This window comes from Bradyrhizobium sp. KB893862 SZCCT0404 (genome assembly GCF_018130885.1).
Taxonomy (GTDB): Bacteria; Pseudomonadota; Alphaproteobacteria; order Rhizobiales; family Xanthobacteraceae; genus Bradyrhizobium; species Bradyrhizobium stylosanthis.
In genome coordinates this window covers 42466-61600 of sequence record NZ_JAFCLT010000004.1, presented here as the reverse complement: position 1 = coordinate 61600, position 19135 = coordinate 42466, and the positions used below count along the sequence as shown (strand labels likewise).

The 19135-nt window shown below is 66.5% G+C and carries 16 protein-coding genes; 4 read left to right on the top strand and 12 right to left on the bottom strand.

What is annotated here, in order from left to right:
* Positions 1–65 precede the first annotated feature (65 nt).
* The 3 genes from JQ617_RS18050 to JQ617_RS18040 form a co-directional block, all read right to left on the bottom strand.
* On the bottom strand, positions 66–2306 hold the full coding sequence (locus JQ617_RS18050; protein ID WP_212027494.1) for a CHASE3 domain-containing protein: 2241 nt from the start codon (positions 2304–2306) through the stop codon (positions 66–68).
* Positions 2303–2716: a response regulator gene (locus JQ617_RS18045; RefSeq protein WP_063683789.1), complete on the bottom strand. Its 414-nt coding sequence runs from the start codon at positions 2714–2716 to the stop codon at positions 2303–2305. Before JQ617_RS18045 ends, JQ617_RS18050 begins: the two co-directional genes overlap by 4 nt.
* A 243-nt stretch (positions 2717–2959) precedes the next feature.
* Positions 2960–3586, bottom strand: coding sequence for a BA14K family protein (locus JQ617_RS18040; protein WP_212027493.1), 627 nt, complete (start codon positions 3584–3586; stop codon positions 2960–2962).
* Positions 3587–3833: 247 nt separating this feature from the next.
* Here JQ617_RS18040 and JQ617_RS18035 point away from each other — a divergent pair, with 247 nt between their 5' ends.
* Complete coding sequence (locus JQ617_RS18035) at positions 3834–4241, top strand: NADH:ubiquinone oxidoreductase subunit NDUFA12 (protein ID WP_212027492.1); 408 nt, start codon at positions 3834–3836, stop codon at positions 4239–4241.
* A 392-nt stretch (positions 4242–4633) separates the two neighbouring features.
* On the opposite strand, the gene JQ617_RS18030 is transcribed toward JQ617_RS18035, so the two are convergent.
* Positions 4634–5320, bottom strand: a complete 687-nt coding sequence (locus tag JQ617_RS18030; RefSeq protein WP_212027491.1) for a DJ-1/PfpI family protein — start codon at positions 5318–5320, stop codon at positions 4634–4636.
* Between the two features lie 104 nt (positions 5321–5424).
* On the opposite strand from JQ617_RS18030, the gene JQ617_RS18025 reads away from it, so the two are divergent.
* Positions 5425–6363 (top strand): GlxA family transcriptional regulator, encoded by a 939-nt coding sequence (locus tag JQ617_RS18025; protein ID WP_212027490.1) that lies wholly within the window; start codon positions 5425–5427, stop codon positions 6361–6363.
* A gap of 35 nt (positions 6364–6398) precedes the next feature.
* A complete protein-coding gene (locus JQ617_RS18020) occupies positions 6399–7193 on the top strand; it encodes a methyltransferase domain-containing protein (RefSeq protein WP_249157239.1) in 795 nt (264 codons plus the stop codon).
* 9 nt (positions 7194–7202) lie between these two features.
* Here the strand turns inward: JQ617_RS18020 and JQ617_RS18015 are convergent, their stop codons facing one another.
* The 3 genes from JQ617_RS18015 to lipP1 form a co-directional block, all read right to left on the bottom strand.
* Entirely contained in the window at positions 7203–10340 is a 3138-nt protein-coding gene (locus JQ617_RS18015; RefSeq protein WP_212027488.1) for an acetoacetate--CoA ligase, read from the bottom strand.
* Positions 10341–10535: 195 nt separating this feature from the next.
* Entirely contained in the window at positions 10536–11540 is a 1005-nt protein-coding gene (locus JQ617_RS18010; RefSeq protein ID WP_212027487.1) for a Na+-dependent transporter, read from the bottom strand.
* A gap of 117 nt (positions 11541–11657) precedes the next feature.
* Complete coding sequence (lipP1, locus tag JQ617_RS18005; RefSeq protein WP_212027486.1) at positions 11658–12605, bottom strand: LipP1 family hormone-sensitive lipase; 948 nt, start codon at positions 12603–12605, stop codon at positions 11658–11660.
* Between the two features lie 209 nt (positions 12606–12814).
* Here lipP1 and JQ617_RS18000 point away from each other — a divergent pair, with 209 nt between their 5' ends.
* Positions 12815–13846, top strand: a complete 1032-nt coding sequence (locus tag JQ617_RS18000; RefSeq protein ID WP_212027485.1) for a DUF2155 domain-containing protein — start codon at positions 12815–12817, stop codon at positions 13844–13846.
* 7 nt (positions 13847–13853) lie between these two features.
* Here the strand turns inward: JQ617_RS18000 and aat are convergent, their stop codons facing one another.
* The 5 genes from aat to accC form a co-directional block, all read right to left on the bottom strand.
* Positions 13854–14534: a leucyl/phenylalanyl-tRNA--protein transferase gene (gene aat / locus JQ617_RS17995; RefSeq protein ID WP_063683778.1), complete on the bottom strand. Its 681-nt coding sequence runs from the start codon at positions 14532–14534 to the stop codon at positions 13854–13856.
* A 56-nt stretch (positions 14535–14590) separates the two neighbouring features.
* On the bottom strand, positions 14591–15694 hold the full coding sequence (locus tag JQ617_RS17990) for a sensor histidine kinase (protein ID WP_145659426.1): 1104 nt from the start codon (positions 15692–15694) through the stop codon (positions 14591–14593).
* Positions 15691–16131: a response regulator gene (locus tag JQ617_RS17985; protein ID WP_212027484.1), complete on the bottom strand. Its 441-nt coding sequence runs from the start codon at positions 16129–16131 to the stop codon at positions 15691–15693. Before JQ617_RS17985 ends, JQ617_RS17990 begins: the two co-directional genes overlap by 4 nt.
* Entirely contained in the window at positions 16128–17645 is a 1518-nt protein-coding gene (locus JQ617_RS17980) for a sensor histidine kinase (protein ID WP_212027483.1), read from the bottom strand. Before JQ617_RS17980 ends, JQ617_RS17985 begins: the two co-directional genes overlap by 4 nt.
* Positions 17646–17754: 109 nt before the next feature.
* Positions 17755–19113, bottom strand: a complete 1359-nt coding sequence (gene accC / locus JQ617_RS17975) for an acetyl-CoA carboxylase biotin carboxylase subunit (RefSeq protein WP_212027482.1) — start codon at positions 19111–19113, stop codon at positions 17755–17757.
* Positions 19114–19135 lie beyond the last annotated feature (22 nt).

The following is a 19135-nucleotide window of genomic DNA, read 5'->3' as shown; positions in this document are numbered from 1 at the left end:
AACCCATCAATCCTGTCCGCGCGGCGAGACGATGGGTTTCGCTGCGCTCTACCCATCCTACGATCTCAGCCGCCCAGCGCTTTCCTGATCATCTCCGCGAGCTGGTTGCGCCGGTACGGCTTCGTCAGCAGCAGCACGCCGTCATCCAACTTGCCGTGATGGACGATGGCGTTGTCGGTGTAGCCGGAGGTGTAGAGCACCTTCAGCCCGGGGCGGAGCGTTGCCACCTTGTCGGCGAGCTCGCGCCCGCTCATGCCGCCGGGAATGACGACGTCGGTGAACAGCAGGTCGAATTCCTGGCCGGCCTCGATCAGCTCCAGTGCGACCTTGCTGTCGGGCGCGGCGATGGTCTGGTAGCCGAGGCTCTGCAGTTGCGCGGTGACGAAGCTGCGCACCAGCGGATCGTCCTCGACCACGAAAATGGTCTCGGCGCCGCCTTCGGCCTGCGGCGCTACGCTGGCCGCCACCTCGCTCGTGCCTTCGCCCGGCGGCAGGTAGAGCTTGATCGTGGTGCCGTGGCCTTCCTCGCTGTAGATCTTGATGTGGCCGCCGGACTGCTTGACGAAGCCGTAGACCATGGAGAGGCCGAGGCCTGATCCCTTGCCGACCTCCTTGGTGGTGAAGAACGGCTCGAACGCCATCTGCTGGGTATCGGCCGACATGCCGGTGCCGCTGTCGCTGACCGCCAGCATCACGTAGGCGCCGGGCCTCACGTCTGCGTTGGCCTGCGCATAGGCTTCATCGAGCACGACACGATGGGTCTCCAGCAGCAGCTTGCCGCCGTTCGGCATGGCGTCGCGGGCGTTGATGGCCATGTTGAGCACGGCATTGGTGAGCCGGGACGGATCGATATGCGCCGTCATCGGCCCCTGCTGCAGCACGGTCTCGATCTGGATCTGCTCGCCGAGGGTGGGACGCAGCAGCTTTGCGATGTCCGAGATCGCCGCGTTGATCTCGACGTCGCGCGGCTGCAGCGGCTGCCTGCGTGCGAAGGCGAGCAGATGCTGGATCAGCTCGGCGCAGCGCTCGGCGGCATCGTCGATCAGGCGCGCCACGCGCTGCAGCTCCGGCTGCTGCTTCAGCTCGGCCACAAGCGTTTCCGTGTTGCCGGAGATCACGGTCAGCATGTTGTTGAAGTCGTGCGCGACGCCGCCGGTCAGCTTGCCGATCGCGTCCAGCTTCTGCGACTGGTACAGCTGGCGCTCGGTCTCGCGCGAGCTGGTCGCGTCGTGATAGACCAGCACCGCGCCCGAGATGCGGCCTTGCCCGTCCAGCATCGGCCGGCCGCTGATCATGAGATGGCGGGGGGAATTGCCGCTGTGCGGGCGGACGATCATCTCGAGGTCTTCGAACTCGTCGCCGCGCAAGACCCGCGAGGAGGGCAGCTCGTCGGCTCGCAGCGGCGTCACGCCGTCGCCATGGAAGACATCGGACAGTGCGCGCAGATTGCGGAGGTTCATGCCGGCACGATGCAGCAGCATGCGCTCGGCGGCCGGATTGGACAGCAGGACGGTTCCTTCGTCGTCGATGACCAGCACCGCTTCCGCCATGCTGCGAAAGGTGCTCTGGAGCACGTTGACCGACAGGCGCAGCTCGTCATGGGCGGTGACCAGGTGCTCGGTGCGCTCGGCGACGGCGGCCTCGAGCTGCTCCTTGGCGGCCGTGGTCTCCATCAGCGTGCTCTTGAGCGCGGTCTGCGCGCGCTGGCTCTCGCGCATCACCATCACGAGCAGCAGCAGGATCACCAGCGCGCCGGCGACATCGATGCCGAGCAGCACGATGCTGGTGCGGCGCGAATCCTGGGAGCGCGCGGTGAGCAGGCGTTCTTCCTCCTCGCTCAGGCGGTCGAGATTGCCCATCACCGTGTCCATCAGGCCGCGGCCCTCGGCCTTGCCCTGGAGCGCGGCGATGCCGGCCTCGTCATTCGCGGCCCGCAGGCGCATCGCTTCGGCGGCGATCTCGACCCGGCGCAGCGCCAGCGACTCGGTGCCCTCCAGCAGCATCACCTGATCGGGATTGTCGCGCACGCCGCGCTTGAGGTCGGCGAGGGCCGGCGCGATCTGGGCGTGCGCGGTCTGGAATTCGTCGCTGAAGGCGGGGCTGCGATAGATCTCGTAGCCGCGCGCGGCGCTCTCGGCACGGCGCAGCAGGACGCGCAGATCGGAGATCTTCTTCTGGACCTGGACGGTGTGGTTGATCCAGGCCGTATCGGACCGCGACTTGACGTCGAGTCCGATCGAGGCGGCGGTGATGATCAGGAGGATTGCAAGTCCAGCACCGAGAATGACGCGCTGCGTGGGAATCAAGGGGCTTCTTTCTTGTCCTTCGGCAGTGCGGCCTCGCCGAGGCAGTCCCGGATCGCGGTCAGCAGCGCGTCCGGCGTGAATGGCTTGCGCAGGCAGCGCGTCGCGCCGAGCTCCAGCGCCATGCGCAGGAAATCGGGAGAGGGCGAGGCGGACGAGGCGAAGGCATAGCCGGACATCGCGATCAGCGGGATCGCCGGCGCACGCTCGTGAAAGATGCGGATGGATTCGAAGCCGCGCATATGCGGCATGAAGATGTCGACCAGCATCACGTCGTAAGCTTGCGTTTCCAACGCAGCCAGCCCCGTTTCGCCGCCGTCAGCCAGCGTGACGTCGAAGCCCTGACGTTGGAGGAGGACCTCGATGGTCGCGCCGACCATCGGATCGTCATCTACCACGAGGATACGCGGCATGACATTTCCCAGTAGATCGAAGTCCCCGCATTGGTGATATCCGCGAATCGTGGGTCGGGTCAATTTTGGATTGGATCAGGGTAGATATGCACGGTGCGGTGAATTGAGGTCCGGTTACCTCAACTTGTACACAACGTTTCACGGCGACATGCCGATACACGCGAAACAGGTGACGGGTATGACACTCGCGAAAAAAGGCGCCGCATCGCTGCGACGCCTTTTCCCGTGACGTGTCAGGTCGGCTTACGGGCAGGGATGGCGCTGGCCGTCATAGCCGAGATACGTGCCCGAGGCCGGATCATACGATCTGTAGCGCTGCGCGCAGTAGGCCGCGGAGTCGCCGCCGCCGTCCGGCACCACCGCCACTGACGGCTCATCATAGTAGCTGTCGCCATAGTAGTAGGGGTCATCGTAGTAGCCGCCGCCGCCGTAATAGGCGTAGGAGCCGAGACCGCCGATCGCGGCGCCGGCCGCAAAGCCGGGCCAGAAGCCGCCACGGTGGCCGCGCCAGTGGCGGCCGCTCCAATTGCCGCTACCGCCCTGCCAGTTGCCCGCCGTTGCGACACTACGGGTCCCGCTGAAGGACGGGGAGAGGGCGGGACGGGCCACCGCGCCTGCGGCGAAACTGCCGCCGCTCGGCCGGGCCACGGCACCTGCGGCGAAATTGCCGCCGCCGCCCCGGAACGCTGCGCCGCCGCCACCGAAATGCGCGCCGCCGCCGCCACCAAAGTGAGCGCCGCCGCCGCCGCCGAAATGCGCACCACCGCCGCCGCCACCACGGCCGCCATGGCCCTGAGCGAAGCTCGGTGTCGCCAACGGGAGAACCAGCGCCATCGCAGCCGCGGCACTCAAAACTTTCAGACTTTTCATGATCAAACTCCTTTTCCCGGAAGCCAACACGACGACGGCGTGGTGGTTCCTGGATCACGCCGGTTTGCGTTGCGTGATTGCACGGTCTCACCGGACCGCTGTACCCGGCATGAACGGATCACGTCCGATTTGCGGCGGGCGGGCCGCCTGCGGCCCTGCGTTTATGGAAGGCGCAGCCGGCCCCGGCGAACTGGACATTTTGCCGCCCGGATGGCATCAGGACCCCACGAAGCAGGGCCCTTGCCGCATGAAACAGTTCTTTCTGAAGTTCTTCACCTGGTGGAATGGCCAGACGTTTGGCACCCAGCTCTGGACCAAGCGCTATGGCGAGCTGGTCGGCCAGGACGAGCAGGGCAACCTCTATTATCGCACCCGCGGCGGTGCGATCGACCCGACACTCGGCTTCGAGCGGCGCTGGGTGGTCTATAACGGCTACGCCGAGGCGAGCCGCATCCCGCCGTCCTGGCACGGCTGGATCCACCACGTCGTCGACACCCCGCCGACCGAGACCAACTACCAGCCCCGCGAGTGGGAGAAGCCGCACCAGCCGAATCTCACCGGCACGGCCATGGCCTACCGGCCCTCGGGCTCGACGCTCGCCAGCGGCAAGCGTCCCAAGGCGACCGGCGACTACCAGCCCTGGACGCCCGGCTAACCACCGTCACTTCTTCGACTGGATGCATCCGCATCCGCATCACGCCGCTGTGGACAACGGGAACAGCGGGGATCGCGCTTGCACGGCCGTTGCGCCGATCAGGGCGATGCGGCTCAATGATCCCATCTTACGGAGATGGGAAACCATCGCGTTCGGTTCGGGCAACAGTTCGCGACTGTCCCGAAATGCAGCGGCCGCCGATAAGGACTCGATCGGGAGATAGGCCCCCGGTCTGGAAGCTCCGAAATCGCCCGATGTGAATGTGCAGCCGCCGTAAGACAGGAAAGGCCGCTTGGGAAACCGAGCGGCCTTTTTCTGTTGTGGGGACTCGTGCCCCGGCTCTGCGCAGCAGCGTTACACGCTGCAGCGCGTCCGGGACACGAGAGCGGGGATTACGCGACCCTCTCGGCCGCGCGTTTCACGGCTTCGAGCCGCCGGGCCTGATTCTGGGCGCCACGCTCTCGCAGCAACGCCAAGACCTCCGGGGACGCGGTGTCGGGCGAGCCGGAATTGAACGGCGGGGCGGGGTTGTATTCCATCTGGAGCTGGATCGCTTCGGCGGTGGTGCGGTCGCGCAGGATCGACACCAGCGTCAGCGCGAAGTCGATGCCTGCCGTGACGCCGCCGCCGGTGATGCGATTGCGATCGATACAGACGCGCGTCTTGGTCGGCGTTGCGCCGAACCGGGTGAGCATCTCCATCGCGCTCCAATGGGTGGCGGCGCGATAACCCCTGAGCAAGCCGGCGGCACCCAGCGCCAGCGATCCCGTGCAGACCGATGTGACATATTGCGCGCCTTCGGCCTGCCGCCGCAGGAAGCCGAGCACCTCCTCGTCATTGAGCAGGTCGTTGGTGCCGCCGCCACCGGGCACGCAGATCACGTCGAGCTGCGGGCAATCGGCAAAGGTCGTGGTCGGCGTCAGCGTGAGCACGGAATCGCTCGGCACCGGTTCGATCCGCTTCCAGATCAGGTGCAGCTGGGCGCCGGGAAGCATGGCGAACACCTGCAAGGGGCCGGTGAAGTCGAGCTGGGTGACGCGCGGAAACACCAAGAGACCGATCCGGAGCGGTGCCGACATGAGAACCTCCAATGAAGAGCTTGACGGCCGCAAACTGGCATGATGCTCTTCTGTCCAAAATGGCATAATTCCCTCACTTTCGGACATATCAAGGGGCCTGGCCCATGATCGGCATCCTGATCTTCCCGGACTTCCAGTTGCTCGATGCGTCCGGCCCGATCTCGGTGTTCGAGGTCGCCGCGCGCTGCGCCGGCAAGCCGCTTGCGCTGCGGGTGCTGGCGCTGAATGCGGGACCCGTGCGCAGCTCGTCGGGCGTCGAGATGATGGCACGCGATTTCAAGTCGGCGAATGCGATCACGACGCTGGTCATTGCGGGCGGCGCCGGCGTTGCGGAGGCCGCGCGCTGCGAGGTCACGCTGGCCTTCGTGCAACGGTTGGCCAAGCGCGGGGTGCGGGTCGCCAGCGTCTGTTCGGGCGCCTTTGTGCTCGCCGAAGCCGGCCTGCTCGACGGCCGCCGCGCCACGACGCATTGGGGCCGAACGCGCGAGTTCGTCGCGCGGTATCCCAAGGTGAAGTTCGAGCCGGACCAGATTTTTACGCACGACGGTCACGTGTGGACGTCGGCGGGCATCAGCGCAGGCATCGACCTCGCGCTCGCGATGGTCACCGAGGATCACGGCGAGGAGATCGCGCAAGAGGCCGCGCGCCATCTCGTGCTGTATCATCGCCGCAGCGGCGGCCAGTCGCAATTCTCCTCGCTGCTGGAGTTGAAGACGCCAAACGGCCGCTTCGGCGCGCTGCTGTCCTGGGCGCGCGAAAATCTCGACGCGCCGCTTACGGTGGAGGACCTCGCCGATCGCGCCGGCATGAGCGCACGGCATTTCGCCCGCGCCTTTGCCGCCGAGACCGGCACGACGCCGTCCAAGGCGATCGAGCGGCTCCGGCTGGAGGTCGCGCGCGAGCGCGTGCAGTCTTCCCGCGAGGCGATCGAGCTCGTTGCGGAAACGACCGGATTCCGCGACCCCGAGCGCATGCGGCGCGCCTTCATCCGCGCCTTCGGCCAGCCGCCGCAGGCGCTGCGGCGCGCGGCGCGGGCGGGGTAGGGCATCTCACTTGCCATGCGACCATGGAGGCGACGATGAGCGGATGGGATTACAGCGATGAGAACGCCAAGCGGCTGCAGCGGCTCTATCTCACCGGCGACGTGAAGGCCCAACGTGCGGAGACGATCCGGCAGCTCGACCTGTCCGCCGGCGAGCGCGTTCTCGATATCGGATGCGGACCGGGCTATCTCTGCGAAAGCATGGCCGAGCTCGTCGGGCCTGCCGGCGCTGTTGTCGGTATCGATGTGTCGACCGACCTGATCGCTTTCTGCAACCGGCAGAAGGCCCATGCGTGGATTTCCTATGCCATCGGCAACGCGACGGAGTTGGGCCCGAGCGATGCATCGTTCGACGCAGTCGTGTGCACCCAGGTCGCCGAATACATCCCAGATGTCGACCGTGTCCTCAGTGAGACATTTCGCGTCCTCAAACCGGGCGGCCGGACGGTCTTCGTCGCAACGGATTGGGACGCCGTGGTCTGGCATTCCGACAACCGGGAGCGCATGGCCGCCGTCATGACATCATGGGAGGCGCATTGCGCTCATCCACATCTGCCCAGATCGATGGCCTCCAGATTGGCCAGGGCCGGATTTCATCTGGACGGCGCATCCGTCTTTCCGATCCTGAATTTGCGCTACGATGACGAGGGCTACAGCAAGGGACTGGCGCTGGGGATCCGGAATTTCGTCAGCCGCACCGGCGACGTTTCAGCCGACGATCTCGAGGCCTGGCACGGCGAGTTCGAGCGCCTGACCGCGGCAGGGCAATATTTCTTCAGCACCAGCCGCTACATCTTCAGGGCGTCGAGACCTGCGGGCGCGCCGGCATGAGCGCGGCCTTCAGATGGGCAGGAGCACGATTTCCGAGTACAGCCTGTCGAGCTCGCCGACGGCGGTCAATGGGGAGCGGAAGCACGTGCTCATCGGGAGCACCACGCCTCGTGGCCGGACCGGAAAGAGCCGCGCCTCCGCGACGAGCGCGGCTGTTCGCTGCCGGCGCAAGATCGCCAGCTTGACGCGCTCGAGATGCCGCATCAGCAGAGCCGGTGCACTGCAATGCAGAATGTCCGAATAGGGGATTGGCCGCGGCAGAAGCCGTGCCAGCCCTCCCAGCCGGCTCGCGGCAAGACGATGTTCGCGGCGCTTCACCACGAGATAGGCATGATCGGGCCCGTCGATGATGACGAGTTGCAGGCAATCGTAGGGCGCGTGATCGTCGAAGATTTGCTTTTGGTGGCGGGTCAGTTTCTCGCGGACCAGCACCGGATCGAAGCTGATCAGCGCCCGGCTCGAGGCGAACAAGGTCGCCGCCTGCAGCAATGGCGGCATGGCGATGCGCTGCGAGTCCAGCGGTTTGAAGCGCTGCGCCATGAGGGCAGCCCAGGATGACGGCTGTGGGGTGAAGCAAGTATATGTGGCGTTCTCGTCATCCAGCATCGAGGCGAGCAGTGCCAGGCCCCAGCCGCGGTACTTGGCGTTTACAACCCAGGAGGACAGATTGCTGACGAGGACCGCTCCCTCGTTAACGTGGCGCCGGGCGGCGACAGCCCCGATGAACCCGACCAGGGCGTTGCCGTCGAAAAGCATGAAGCCGCGCCCGTGATCCGACCAGCCATGATTGAACAGGCGGCGCCATGACGTCGCCTCGATGCGCGACTCGCAAAACGCTTCTTCGAGAAAGCGGCAGACCGGCTCCACGTCCTCCGGACCCACGGCACGGACGTGCAGGCCCGATCGATCAAGCTGGTGATCCGTCAAAGCCTCCGTGCCGGAGAGGACCGCGGACAGCCCTTCAATCGACGGCGCGGCCAGAAAGGCCGAAAGCGGCACCGGATGCCCCGCATACCTCTCGATCTCGAGGAGCAGGCTCACCACGGCCAGCGAGTCGGCGCCGCAGTCCAGAAGATTGTCGGACCAGCCGATGGGTGCGATGTCCAGCACGCGCTCGCAGATCGCCCGCAGGTCTTTCGGCAGCCGCTCGGCGTCGGGGATCATCCGGCTGGCCGCTGCCGGCTCCGGTGACGCGCTGACGGTTCGAGGCCCCCGGAGGACCGGATGGTTGCGAATGGCATCAAGGCATTCCGCGTTCTGCAGGGCATCGCGATTCCGTATAGGGCGGCCATTCACCGCATCCCGCGCTGCGACTTCGGAACGCTTGCCGTTAACGGTGACGGGAAGCGCCTCGACCTGTGCGATACGCGCCGGCACGAAGGCCGGCGAGCCGCAGCGCGCAAGCTTCGCGCGGATGTGCCTGGCTAGTGCACTGTCGAGTACCACGTCTTTGCGCAGCACGAGCAACAAAACCATGCGCGTGCCGCCTGGCTCGTCTTCGGCTTGTTGCTCGATCGCCATCGCTTCGACGATCTGCCCGACGTCGTCGAGGATGCGGTAGATCTCCGCGGTTCCGATGCGGATGCCGTGCACATTGAGGACTCCGTCTGAACGACCATGCAAGCGCCAGCCCCCATGAGCCGTGGCCTCGATCAGATCGCCATGTGTCCAAAAGCCGGGGTTCTGGGCAAAGTAGGCGGCGTGGAAGCGCGTGCCGTCGGCATCGCCGTGAAAGCCGAGTGGGCGCGAGGGGAAAGGATTGGCGCAGACCAGCTCGCCTATCCTCGCCTGCGGATCGTCAGGCGGCGGCAGTGAGCGGACATCGAGGCCGAGGCTGCGGCACTGTACCTCGCCGCGATGGACCGGGAGATTCGGACTGCCAAGGACGAAGCAGCCGATGATGTCGGTGCCGCCCGAGATCGATTGCAGCGGCATCGACGTCTTCACTTTGCTGCTGACCCAGTCGTACTGGCGCGGATACAGGATGGAGCCGGTCGAGAGCACGGCGCGCAGGGCGGAAAGGTCGAACACTTGGCCGGGGGAGAATCCTTTCTGCTCGCAGAAGTGCAGATAGACAGGATTGGTGCCGAAAACGGTTACGAACTCCTCGGCAACGATCCGCCAGAACGTGTCTGCCGCCGCGAGCGGCCCGTCATAGAGCACAATCTCGACGCCCGACGCCAACGCGGACAGCTGCCAGTTCCACATCATCCAACCACAGGATGTCTGGAAGAACAGCTTGTCGCCGGGCCTGAGATCACAGTGCAGCCGGTGCTCCTTCAGATGCTCCAGCAAGGTGCCGCCGGCACCGTGCTGGATGCATTTCGGCGGGCCTGTGGTGCCTGAAGAGAACATCGTGAACAGCAGATGGTTGAATGGGTGACGGACCCAGCCTGACCCTTCCTCGACACCATCATCATCACAGAGCAGATCGGTAAGCCTGTGCAGCGGTGTGGTCCCCGCGTCGACATCAAGCGAGCCATCGTCCAGCGCAATGATCGCTGCGAGGTTCGGCAGGCCGGCCGCCGCTTCGAGGACGCGGTCGGCGACGGGGACTCCCGCATCCCATCGCTCCGCTCGAAGGCAGCCGAAGAGCACTACGGGCTCGAGAGGGGCGAATCGCGTCAGGATGGCGGGCACGCCCATGTCCGGCGCGCAGCTCGCAAAAGTCGCGCCAATGGCGGCAGTCGCCAAGCAGGCAATGGCCGCCTCGGCATTGTTACGTGCGATTGCCACCACGTGGTCGCCTTCGCGCACACCGAGCCGCTGCAGCGACTTCGCCAGTCGATCAACCGTGACGCGCAACGCGCCACGCGTGAACCGCTCGCGGCTGCCGTCAGCGTGGCAGGCGGTCAGGGCCGGCTGGTCGGGACTGTCGGCGAGGAGACACTCAACGTAGTTGAGACGGAGATCCGGGAAGAAGCGCGCGGTCTCGCAGGCATCGCCGACACAGACGGGCTCGGCTGCACCGTCCCGCGGCAAGTCGGACCACTCGAGGAAGAGGCGCCAGAAGCTGCGGAAGTTCTCGACCGAGAAGCGGTCCATCGCAGCGTGATCGCGCAGCTGCCGCCCGGTTCGGGCTTCACACCATTGGCTGAAGGCAGTGAGCTGAGACTGTGCGCCACCGTGCGCATCGGGACGGAACACCACTTCCTCCAACCCGCCTGTACGTAGGCACGCGACAACCAAGCCCGTGAGGCGCCTGAGCGTCAGGATAGGCTTCGTATCCCGGGCGAAGAATCATCCTGATGGGGTATAGGTCGGATTGACGCAACGATCCCCAGGCCGGCGGGGGTACTCCGCAATAACGACAACAAGCCGCCTTCGGGATTTGGTACAGGCCTAGGTTGTACGATTTGCCGCTGCGATGGCGGCGTCAGCGCGCGCCGTCAGCCGCCGTGCGATCGGCATCAGCATGTAGGGCGCAAGGTGGATCGGAAACTGCGTCATCGCGAAATAGAGCCAGGTGGTGGGCGGCAGCACGCCGGCGGTCGCCGCCAGCATCAGGCCGAGATTGCGCTGTGACACCATCAGCCCGAGCGCCAGCGCGCGCTCATAGCCGATGCGGCGGAACAGCAGCGTGGTGATGGCGAGCAGCGCGAAATAGATCGCGAAGGACAGGGCTGCGAGGCTGATGGTGAATACCGGCTGGGACAGGAGGTCGCTGACGACGTCGCCCATGATCGCCGCAGCGAAGGCGAAGAGGATGATGATGTTGAGGCCGTCGATCGGCGCCTTGTGACGCTGGATCGCCGCCGCGCCGAAGATCCATCGGATGGCGGTCGCGGCCAGCAGCGATGCTGCGAGAATGCCGAGCAGCTTCAGGCCCAGCGTCAGCGGCGTGATGCTGAGCATGTCGCCAAGGAAGAGGCCCGCGAACAGCGAGGCCGTGAAGGGCACCAGCGCAGTCGAGGTCACCAGCGTGATCAGCACGAGCGTGGCATCGAGCCCCATCAGCGCGGCGAGGGCCGGCGAGGCCATCATCGGTGAGGCCATGCTCTGAAGCATCAGGGCGAGCGAAAGCCCGGGCGCGCGTGTCGTCAGGCCCGTTGCGTGCGCGATCAGCCCGACGATCAGCGGCACGCCGATCGTGGTCCATGCCGTCGCGGTCGCGACCAGCGCCGGCCGCCGCAGATGGCTGTAGAGCGCGGCCAGATCGACCCGCATGAAGGAGATGCAGAGCAGGCAGAGGATCGCCTCGGTGAGATAGGGACGCAGCAATGCGCCGAGCGGCGGCACGGCGGCCGCGACGAACACGACGGCGGCCACTCCGCGCGTACCCTGACTGCCGAGCCAGGTGAGTGCGCGCAATGGGAGGGCGAAGGCGGTGTTGAGGATGGACGGCATCTCTATCGAAATTGTCTGTGCGTAGCCCGGATGGAGCGTAGCGTAATCCGGGACAGGTATTTCCGCGGGTGAGAGCGGACCCGGATTGCGCTGCGCTCCATCCGGGCTACGAGACTGTCACCCCAATCCCCTCAACCACGCGCCGATCTCGTTCACTGCGACATTGGCCTGTGGCAGCAATTTACCCATGGTGAAGAAACCGTGGAACTGGCCGGGGAAGTGCTTGTAGGCCACGGGCACGCCGGCCTGTTTCAGGCGCGCGGCATATTCATCGCCCTCGTCGCGCAGCGGATCGGCGCCGGCGGTCAGCACATAGGCGGGCGGCAGGCCGGCAAGATCTCGCGTGCGCGCCGGCGAGGCGCGCCAGTCGTGGATGTCGGCGGCGGCGCTCAGATAGTGATCGCGGAACCAGCGGATCACCGAATGCGTCAGCAGCACGCTGGTCTCGGGCTCGCGGTGCGAGCCGTGCGTCATGGCGAAATCGGTCGCGGGATAGATCAGCACCTGGCCGGCGATCGCCGGGCTGCCGGCGTCACGCGCGGCGAGCGCCACGACGGCGGCGAGATTGCCGCCGGCGCTGTCGCCGCCGATCGACAGGCACGACGCGTCGATGCCGAGCTCGCGTGCGTTCGCGGCAATCCATTGGGTTGCGGCGACCGCGTCGTCGGCCGCGGCCGGAAACTTGTGCTCGGGCGCGAGGCGGTAGTCGACCGAGATCACGACCAGGGCGCCCGCATCGGCAAGCTGGCGGCAGACGACGTCGTGGGAGTCGAGATCGCCGATCACCCAGCCGCCGCCGTGGAAGAACAGAAGGGCGGGTGCCAACCCATCCTGGAGCCGCGGCTGCTTCGGCACGTAGATGCGCGCGGGGATCGTCCCGTGCGGGGCCGGGATCGCGAGCGAGGCGACGCGGGCAAGCTCGGGGGGCTCGGGATTGGTGGCAAAGCGCGCCTGCGCGTAATAGGCGCGCGCCTCCGATGCCGTCAGGGTCTCGTAGGCGGGCCGGCCGGCCTCCTGGAACGCCTTGTAGACAGCGGCGGCGTCGGGATCGAGCACAACGGGCATCGGGGCGACCTCTGGGGCTTCGGGTTCTGGCTGGATGTCGTTTTCGGAGGGCGAATGCCCGTCTCGTACCCCCGGGGAGGGACGTCCGACTATCCCATCCGCGGACCGGTCTGGCCAGCCGGCGCCGGGAAGGGCAGGGATGCCGCCCTTCCCCCGCCGTATTCGGCGTGTTAACCGGAGGACCTGCGAGCGGCGGTATCCCCTGTAGAATGTCCAACAAGCCCGATTCGCTGTTGAAGCCGCGCGAGATGTTCAAAACCATTACCCTGACAGGCCTTGCGGCGCTGCTGGCCGCCACCGCGCTGACGGTTGCGACGCCGGCGCAGGCGCAGATCGGCACGATCTTCTCCGATCCGCCGCCGCGGCCGCCGGGCAGCATTCCGCGCGGCCAGCCGCAGCCGCAGGTGCCCGACGACGACGAAGAGGTCCCCGAGCTGCCGCCGCAGGGCCGGGTGCTGCCGTCGCGCCCGATGCCGCCGCCGACCGGACGCCAGGGCAATGCCTTGCCCGGGCCGGTGGAAACCCAGCCTTTGGCCCCGCCGCCGGGCTCGCCTGTCGCCCCGCCGAACCAGCCGCCGCCCGTCGCGGTCGCGCCGCCAGGCGCCCAGCCGGGCGCGCCCGGCCAGCGCCAGCCCGGACAGAAGGGCGCCCCCGGTGGTCCTGTACCGCAGACGCCGGCGAGCCTGCAGCCGGGCGACGAGGTCGTGACCGAGCCGCCGGCCCAGAAGATCGTCAACAAGAAGGCGACCTTCTCCGGCCTCGACAAGATCACCGGGCGCATCATCAATTTCGACGAGGAGATCGGCGAGACCGTCCAGTTCGGTGCGCTCCGCGTCAAGACCGACGCCTGCTACACGCGGCCGGCGACGGAAGCCGCCAACACCGACGCCTTCGTCGAGGTCGACGAGATCACCTTGCAGGGCGAGGTGAAGCGGATCTTCTCGGGCTGGATGTATGCCGCAAGCCCCGGCCTGCACGGCGTCGAGCATCCGATCTACGACATCTGGCTGACCGACTGCAAAGAGCCGCAGCAGACCGTTGCGACCGCGGCACCGGATCCCGCGAGCAAGCCCGCGCCTCCGCCGCCGCCCGCAGCACAGAAGAAGGCCGCACCCAAGCAGGTGCAGCAGCGTCCGCCGCAGCCATTGCCGCCGATGCAGCAGCCGCAGGCCGCGCCGCCACCGCCTCCGCCGCCGGAGCAGCGGCCGGGTCTGTTCGGTATTCCCGGGTTCGGCCGGTAAAGCTGGATTATTGCCGTGAGGCGATGATCTCGAGCGCGCGCGCGCCCGGGATCTCGTCACCGGGCGAGAGCCTGAGGAATTCGCCGGGATCGCCGGCGAGCGCCTTGTCGAGCAGCGCGGTGTAACGCCGCCGCGATATCTCCACCGCGCCAAAGCTTTTCAGATGCTCGGTGACATATTGCGTGTCGAGCAACTCGAAGCCGCCGTGGATCAGCCGCGCGACCAGATGCACCAGCGCGACCTTGGAGGCATCGCGCGCGGTGTGAAACATGCTCTCGCCGAAGAAGGCGCGTCCGAGACTGACGCCGTAGAGCCCGCCGACGAGGTCGTCGCCCTGCCAGGCTTCGACGCTGTGGCAATGGCCGAGCTCGAACAGACCGCCATAGAGGTCGCGGATGCGCTTGTTGATCCAGGTGTCCTCGCGTCCTTCCTGCGGCGCGGCGCAGCCGGCGATCGTGGCCTTGAAGGCGGTGTTGACGGTGACGCGGAACGCATCCGAGCGCACGGTGCGTGCAAGCCGCGAGGCGACGCGAAAGCCGTCGAGCGGGATGACGCCGCGCAGCTCCGGCTCGACCCAGAACAGGGTCGGATCGTCGGCGCTCTCGGCCATCGGAAAGATGCCGCAGGCATAGGCGCGCAGCAGCACGGCCGGCGTGATCTCAGACGAAGCGGAATCGCGCGAAGTCATGGCTTGCGACAATAGCAGGATCGTTGTGCGGTTGCGATGGGGGCAAGGGTGGTAGGTCAGCTCGCGGCGGCGGTGCTGGTCTTGCCGGGCGCGGGCGGCGTGCGCTGGAACCGCAGCACGATGCGGGTTCCGGAATGGGCGGGGTCACGCTCCACCGAGGCGTCCAGCTTGCTGGCCATCGCCGCGACGATGCGCTGGCCCATGCCGGTGGAGCGCGGATCGGCCTTGACGTTGTCGCCGACGCCGTTGTCGGTGATCGTGAGCTGGAGATCCTCGCCCTGCGAGGTCAGCTCGACATGGATCGGGCCGGCGCCGTCAGGATAGGCGTATTTCACCGCGTTCATCACCAGCTCGTTGACGATGATGCCGACGGCGACGGCGCGGTCCGGGTCGATCTCGATCGGCTCGGCCTTCAGCGTCAGGCGCGACATCCGGTTGCCCTCGGCTGAGCGGCGCAGATCCTCCAGCAGCGAGTCCAGATACTGGTTCAGCACCACGCTCTTGAGGTCCTGCGAAGTGTAGAGGCGGCGGTGCACCTGCGCGACCGCGGCGACGCGGCCCATCGCATTGGTCAGCGCGGCCTTGACCTCTTCCTGCCCGGCGGAGCTGGCCTGAAGATGCAGCAGCGAGGCGATGATCTGCAGCGAGTTGCCGACGCGATGGTTGACCTCGCGCAGCAGCAGCTCGCGTTCGGCGGCAAGCGCGGCGTAGCGGTCGCGCGAGGCATGGATCTCCGCTTCGGCCTCCTCGCGCGCCTTCTGCAATTCGGCCTGGCGCAGCGCGCCCTCGGCGGCGACGTGGAGCAGGGGGATGAAATCGCCCTTGACGTCCTTGACGAGATAATCGGCCGCGCCCGCCTTCAGCGCCGTGACCGCGATGCTGGAATCCTGCGAGGCCGTGACGAACACCACGGGCGGCGCGCCCGGGATCGCCATGATCTGCTCGAGCGTCTCGAGGCCGTCGAGCCCCGGCATGTACTGGTCGAGCGCCACGACGTCGATGCCGCCCTGGGTCTCCGCGCGCCGGATGTGGTCGAGGCCTTCCTCGCCGCTTGCGGCATGAACGACCCTGTAGCCGCGCCGCGTCAGGCCGCGACTGACCAGCCGCGCGAGCGCGTCGTCGTCGTCGATATAGAGCAGGGTCGGCGTTCTCTGGTTCATGTGGCGGCAGGCGGGACCTGGATGACCGAGAAGAACAGCCCGAGCTGCCGGATGGCGTTGGCGAAATTCTCGTAGTTGACGGGTTTGGTGATGTAGACGTTACAGCCGAGTTCGTAGCAGCGCTTGATCTCCTGGGAATCGTCGGTCGTGGTCAGCACGACCACGGGCGAGGCCTTGAGATACTTGTTTTCCTTGATCTGCTTGAGGATGTCGATCCCGCTCATGTCGGGCAGATTGAGGTCGAGCAGAATCAGGAGGGCGTTGCCCTTCTGGGACAGCCCGCTGCCGTCGGCGCCGAACAGGTGCTTGATCGCATCGGTGCCGTTCTCGAACGAGATGATCTCGTTGTTGACGCCGGAGCGGCGGATGTTGCGTTCGATCAGCCGGGCGTGGCCCTCGTCGTCCTCGACCATGATGATGGTGACTGGTTGCGTCATCGATCTGTGTTCCGGGTGCTGGCGTTCCAGGCAATGGGCAGCGTGATGGTGAAGGTGCTGCCCGCGTTCAGTTCCGACGATACCGACATGGTGCCGCCGAGACGGCGCACAAGTGCACGCACATGTGCAAGGCCTATGCCCTGTCCCGGCTTGTCCTGGGTTCCGGCGCGGCGGAACAGGTCGAATATCCGCTGATGGTCCTTCGGATCGATGCCGCGGCCGTTGTCGCTGACCTCGAAGATAGCGTAACCGAGCTTGGTGCGCCCGCGAATTCTGATCTCGCCGGGCACGCCATTCTTCAGGTACTTGATGGCGTTGTCGATCAGATTGGAGAAAATCTGCTCCAGCGCCAGGCGGTCGCTGATGATATCGGGCAGCGGCTCGACGTGGATCTCGGCCTGCGCCTCGGCGGCCTGGTGCGCCAGCGTCGACACGATGGTCTCGACGAACTCGTGGACGTCGATCTTTTCCGGCTGGAATTCGCGCCGGCCCTCGCGGGTGAGGTTGAGGATCGCCGAGATCAGCCGGTCCATCTTGGCGATCGACGATTTGATGAAGCCGAGCGCCTCGGAGAAATCGGCCGAAAGCTGCTGGTCGGCCCCGTCCAGCGGGACCTCGCCGGAGGCCAGCGGCGGCCCGTCCGCAGGCACGTGGGTGAGGCTGCTGACGCGGCGGAAGATGTCGCCGCCGAGCTCTTCGATCTCGCTGGTGAAGCCCATGATGTTGACGAGCGGCGAGCGCAGATCGTGGCTCACGATATAGGCGAAGCGCTGGATCTCGTTGTTGGCCTCGCGCAGGTCTGCGGTGCGCTCGTCGACGACGGCTTCCAGATTGGCGTAGGCATCGCGCAGGCGGTTCTCGGCGTCATCGCGCGCCTGCGCAGAGCGCCGCACCAGCCAGATCGAGATCAGGGCCAGCACCACGACGAGGCCCGAGCCGATGCCGGTGAGCGAGGCGGCCAGCGTCTGGCTGCGGTCGGCATTTTCGGAGCGGAGGCGGAACAGGCGTTCCTCTTCGCGGATCATCGCGTTGGCAAGGTTGGTGATCGTGGTCGTGGTGTTGGTGGCGGCAGCCTCGCGAACGAGGGCGGTGGCCTTGTCCGGCTCGCCCTGGCGGATGAATTCCATCTCGCGCGCGAACTGGCCGAGACGGGTCTCGATGGCCGCACTCAGCTTCTCGATGCCCTCGCGCTGCGCCGGATTGTCGCCGATCTGGCGCGTGAGCTTGTCGAGCGCCGGGACGATCGCCGCAACGGCCCTGTCGTGGTCCGAGCGGAAGTCCGGTCCCTGCGTCAGCAGAAAGCCGCGCGCCCCGCTCTCGGCCCGCCGCAGCTCGAGCAGCAGCGCGTTGATCTGGTTCTCCACCTCGATGGTGTGGATCACCCATTTGCTGTCGTCGCGGGCCGTGTTGACGAGGTAGACGGAGCCGGCGCTGATCGCGGTCAGCACCAAGAGGCCTGCTGCGAACAGCAGGACCTGCCAGAATGCGCGCCGCCGCTGCGCTTCAGCCGTCACGACGGTGTCGCCTCGAATTTTAACAACGGAATTCCGACGCCCCTTTTTCGAACAGCTCCCGACTGCTCAAAACGCCCGTGACGGCAATGGGTTCCCTCAAGCGACGGATTTATTTGGCGGCCGGTTCCACCTTGCCGGCCAGATACTGTTCCAGCCAGTGGATGTGGTAGTCGCCGTTGATGATGTCGTCCTGGCGGACGAGGTCGCGGAACAGCGGCAGGGTGGTCTCGATGCCGTCGACCACCATCTCGTCCAGCGCGCGGCGCAGGCGCATCAGGCATTCGGTGCGGGTCTTGCCGTGAACGATCAGCTTGCCGACCAGGGAGTCGTAATAAGGCGGGATCTGGTAGCCCTGATAGACCGCCGAATCGATGCGCACGCCGAGGCCGCCGGGCGGGTGGTATTGCGTGATGCGGCCGGGCGAGGGCCGGAAGGTCTGCGGGTTCTCGGCGTTGATGCGGCACTCGATGGCGTGGCCGATGATCTGCACGTCCTCCTGCTTGGCCGGCAGGTCGCCGCCGGCGGCGATGCGGATCTGCTCCAGCACGAGGTCGATATCGGTGATGCTCTCGGTGACGGGATGCTCGACCTGGATGCGCGTGTTCATCTCGATGAAGTAGAACTCGCCGTCCTCGAACAGGAACTCGATGGTGCCGACGCCGAGATATTTCATCTCGCGCATCGCCTTCGCGCAGGTCTCGCCGATCTTGGCGCGCGCGGCGGCGGCCAGCACGGGCGAGGGGCCTTCCTCCCAGACCTTCTGGTGGCGGCGCTGCAGCGAGCAGTCGCGCTCGCCGAGATGGATCGCGCCGCCGCGGCCGTCGCCGAGGATCTGGATTTCGATGTGGCGCGGCTTCTGCAGGTATTTTTCCAGGTAGACCGAGGCGTCGCCAAAGGCGGACTTGGCTTCGTTCGCCGCCGTGGACAGCGCGAGCTGCAAGTCGGCCTCGCTGTGCGCGACCTTCATGCCGCGGCCACCGCCGCCGGCCGCAGCCTTCACCAGCACGGGGAAGCCGATCTTCCTGGCGATCGCCATGGCGTCATCGTCGGGGCCGACCGCGCCGTCGGAGCCGGGCACCACGGGGATGCCGAGCTTCTTGGCGGTCTTCTTGGCCTCGATCTTGTCGCCCATCAGGCGGATGTGCTCGGCCTTGGGGCCGATGAAATGCAGATTGTGCTCGCCGAGGATTTCTGCAAAGCGCGCGTTCTCGGACAGGAAGCCGTAGCCGGGATGCACGGCATCGGCGCCGGTGATCTCGCAGGCCGCGAGCAGCGCGGGCACGTTGAGATAGCTGTCCTTGGACGCCGGAGGCCCGATACACACGCTCTCGTCCGACAGGCGCACATGCATGGCGTCGGCGTCGGCGGTGGAGTGCACGGCGACCGTCGCGATCCCGAGCTCCTTGCAGGCCCTGAGGATGCGAAGGGCGATCTCGCCGCGATTGGCTATGAGGATCTTGTCGAACATGGTGTCCTTAGGGGACTGGCGC

Coding starts and splice junctions, on each gene's coding strand:
- accC (WP_212027482.1), bottom strand. CDS start 19,113: ATGTTCGACAAGATCCTCATAGCCAATCGCGGCGAGATCGCCCTTCGC.
- JQ617_RS18010 (WP_212027487.1), bottom strand. CDS start 11,540: ATGCCGTCCATCCTCAACACCGCCTTCGCCCTCCCATTGCGCGCACTC.
- JQ617_RS18000 (WP_212027485.1), top strand. CDS start 12,815: ATGTCCAACAAGCCCGATTCGCTGTTGAAGCCGCGCGAGATGTTCAAA.
- JQ617_RS18020 (WP_249157239.1), top strand. CDS start 6,399: ATGAGCGGATGGGATTACAGCGATGAGAACGCCAAGCGGCTGCAGCGG.
- JQ617_RS18040 (WP_212027493.1), bottom strand. CDS start 3,586: ATGAAAAGTCTGAAAGTTTTGAGTGCCGCGGCTGCGATGGCGCTGGTT.
- JQ617_RS18035 (WP_212027492.1), top strand. CDS start 3,834: ATGAAACAGTTCTTTCTGAAGTTCTTCACCTGGTGGAATGGCCAGACG.
- aat (WP_063683778.1), bottom strand. CDS start 14,534: ATGACTTCGCGCGATTCCGCTTCGTCTGAGATCACGCCGGCCGTGCTG.
- JQ617_RS17985 (WP_212027484.1), bottom strand. CDS start 16,131: ATGACGCAACCAGTCACCATCATCATGGTCGAGGACGACGAGGGCCAC.
- JQ617_RS17990 (WP_145659426.1), bottom strand. CDS start 15,694: ATGAACCAGAGAACGCCGACCCTGCTCTATATCGACGACGACGACGCG.
- JQ617_RS18030 (WP_212027491.1), bottom strand. CDS start 5,320: ATGTCGGCACCGCTCCGGATCGGTCTCTTGGTGTTTCCGCGCGTCACC.
- JQ617_RS18045 (WP_063683789.1), bottom strand. CDS start 2,716: ATGCCGCGTATCCTCGTGGTAGATGACGATCCGATGGTCGGCGCGACC.
- lipP1 (WP_212027486.1), bottom strand. CDS start 12,605: ATGCCCGTTGTGCTCGATCCCGACGCCGCCGCTGTCTACAAGGCGTTC.
- JQ617_RS18025 (WP_212027490.1), top strand. CDS start 5,425: ATGATCGGCATCCTGATCTTCCCGGACTTCCAGTTGCTCGATGCGTCC.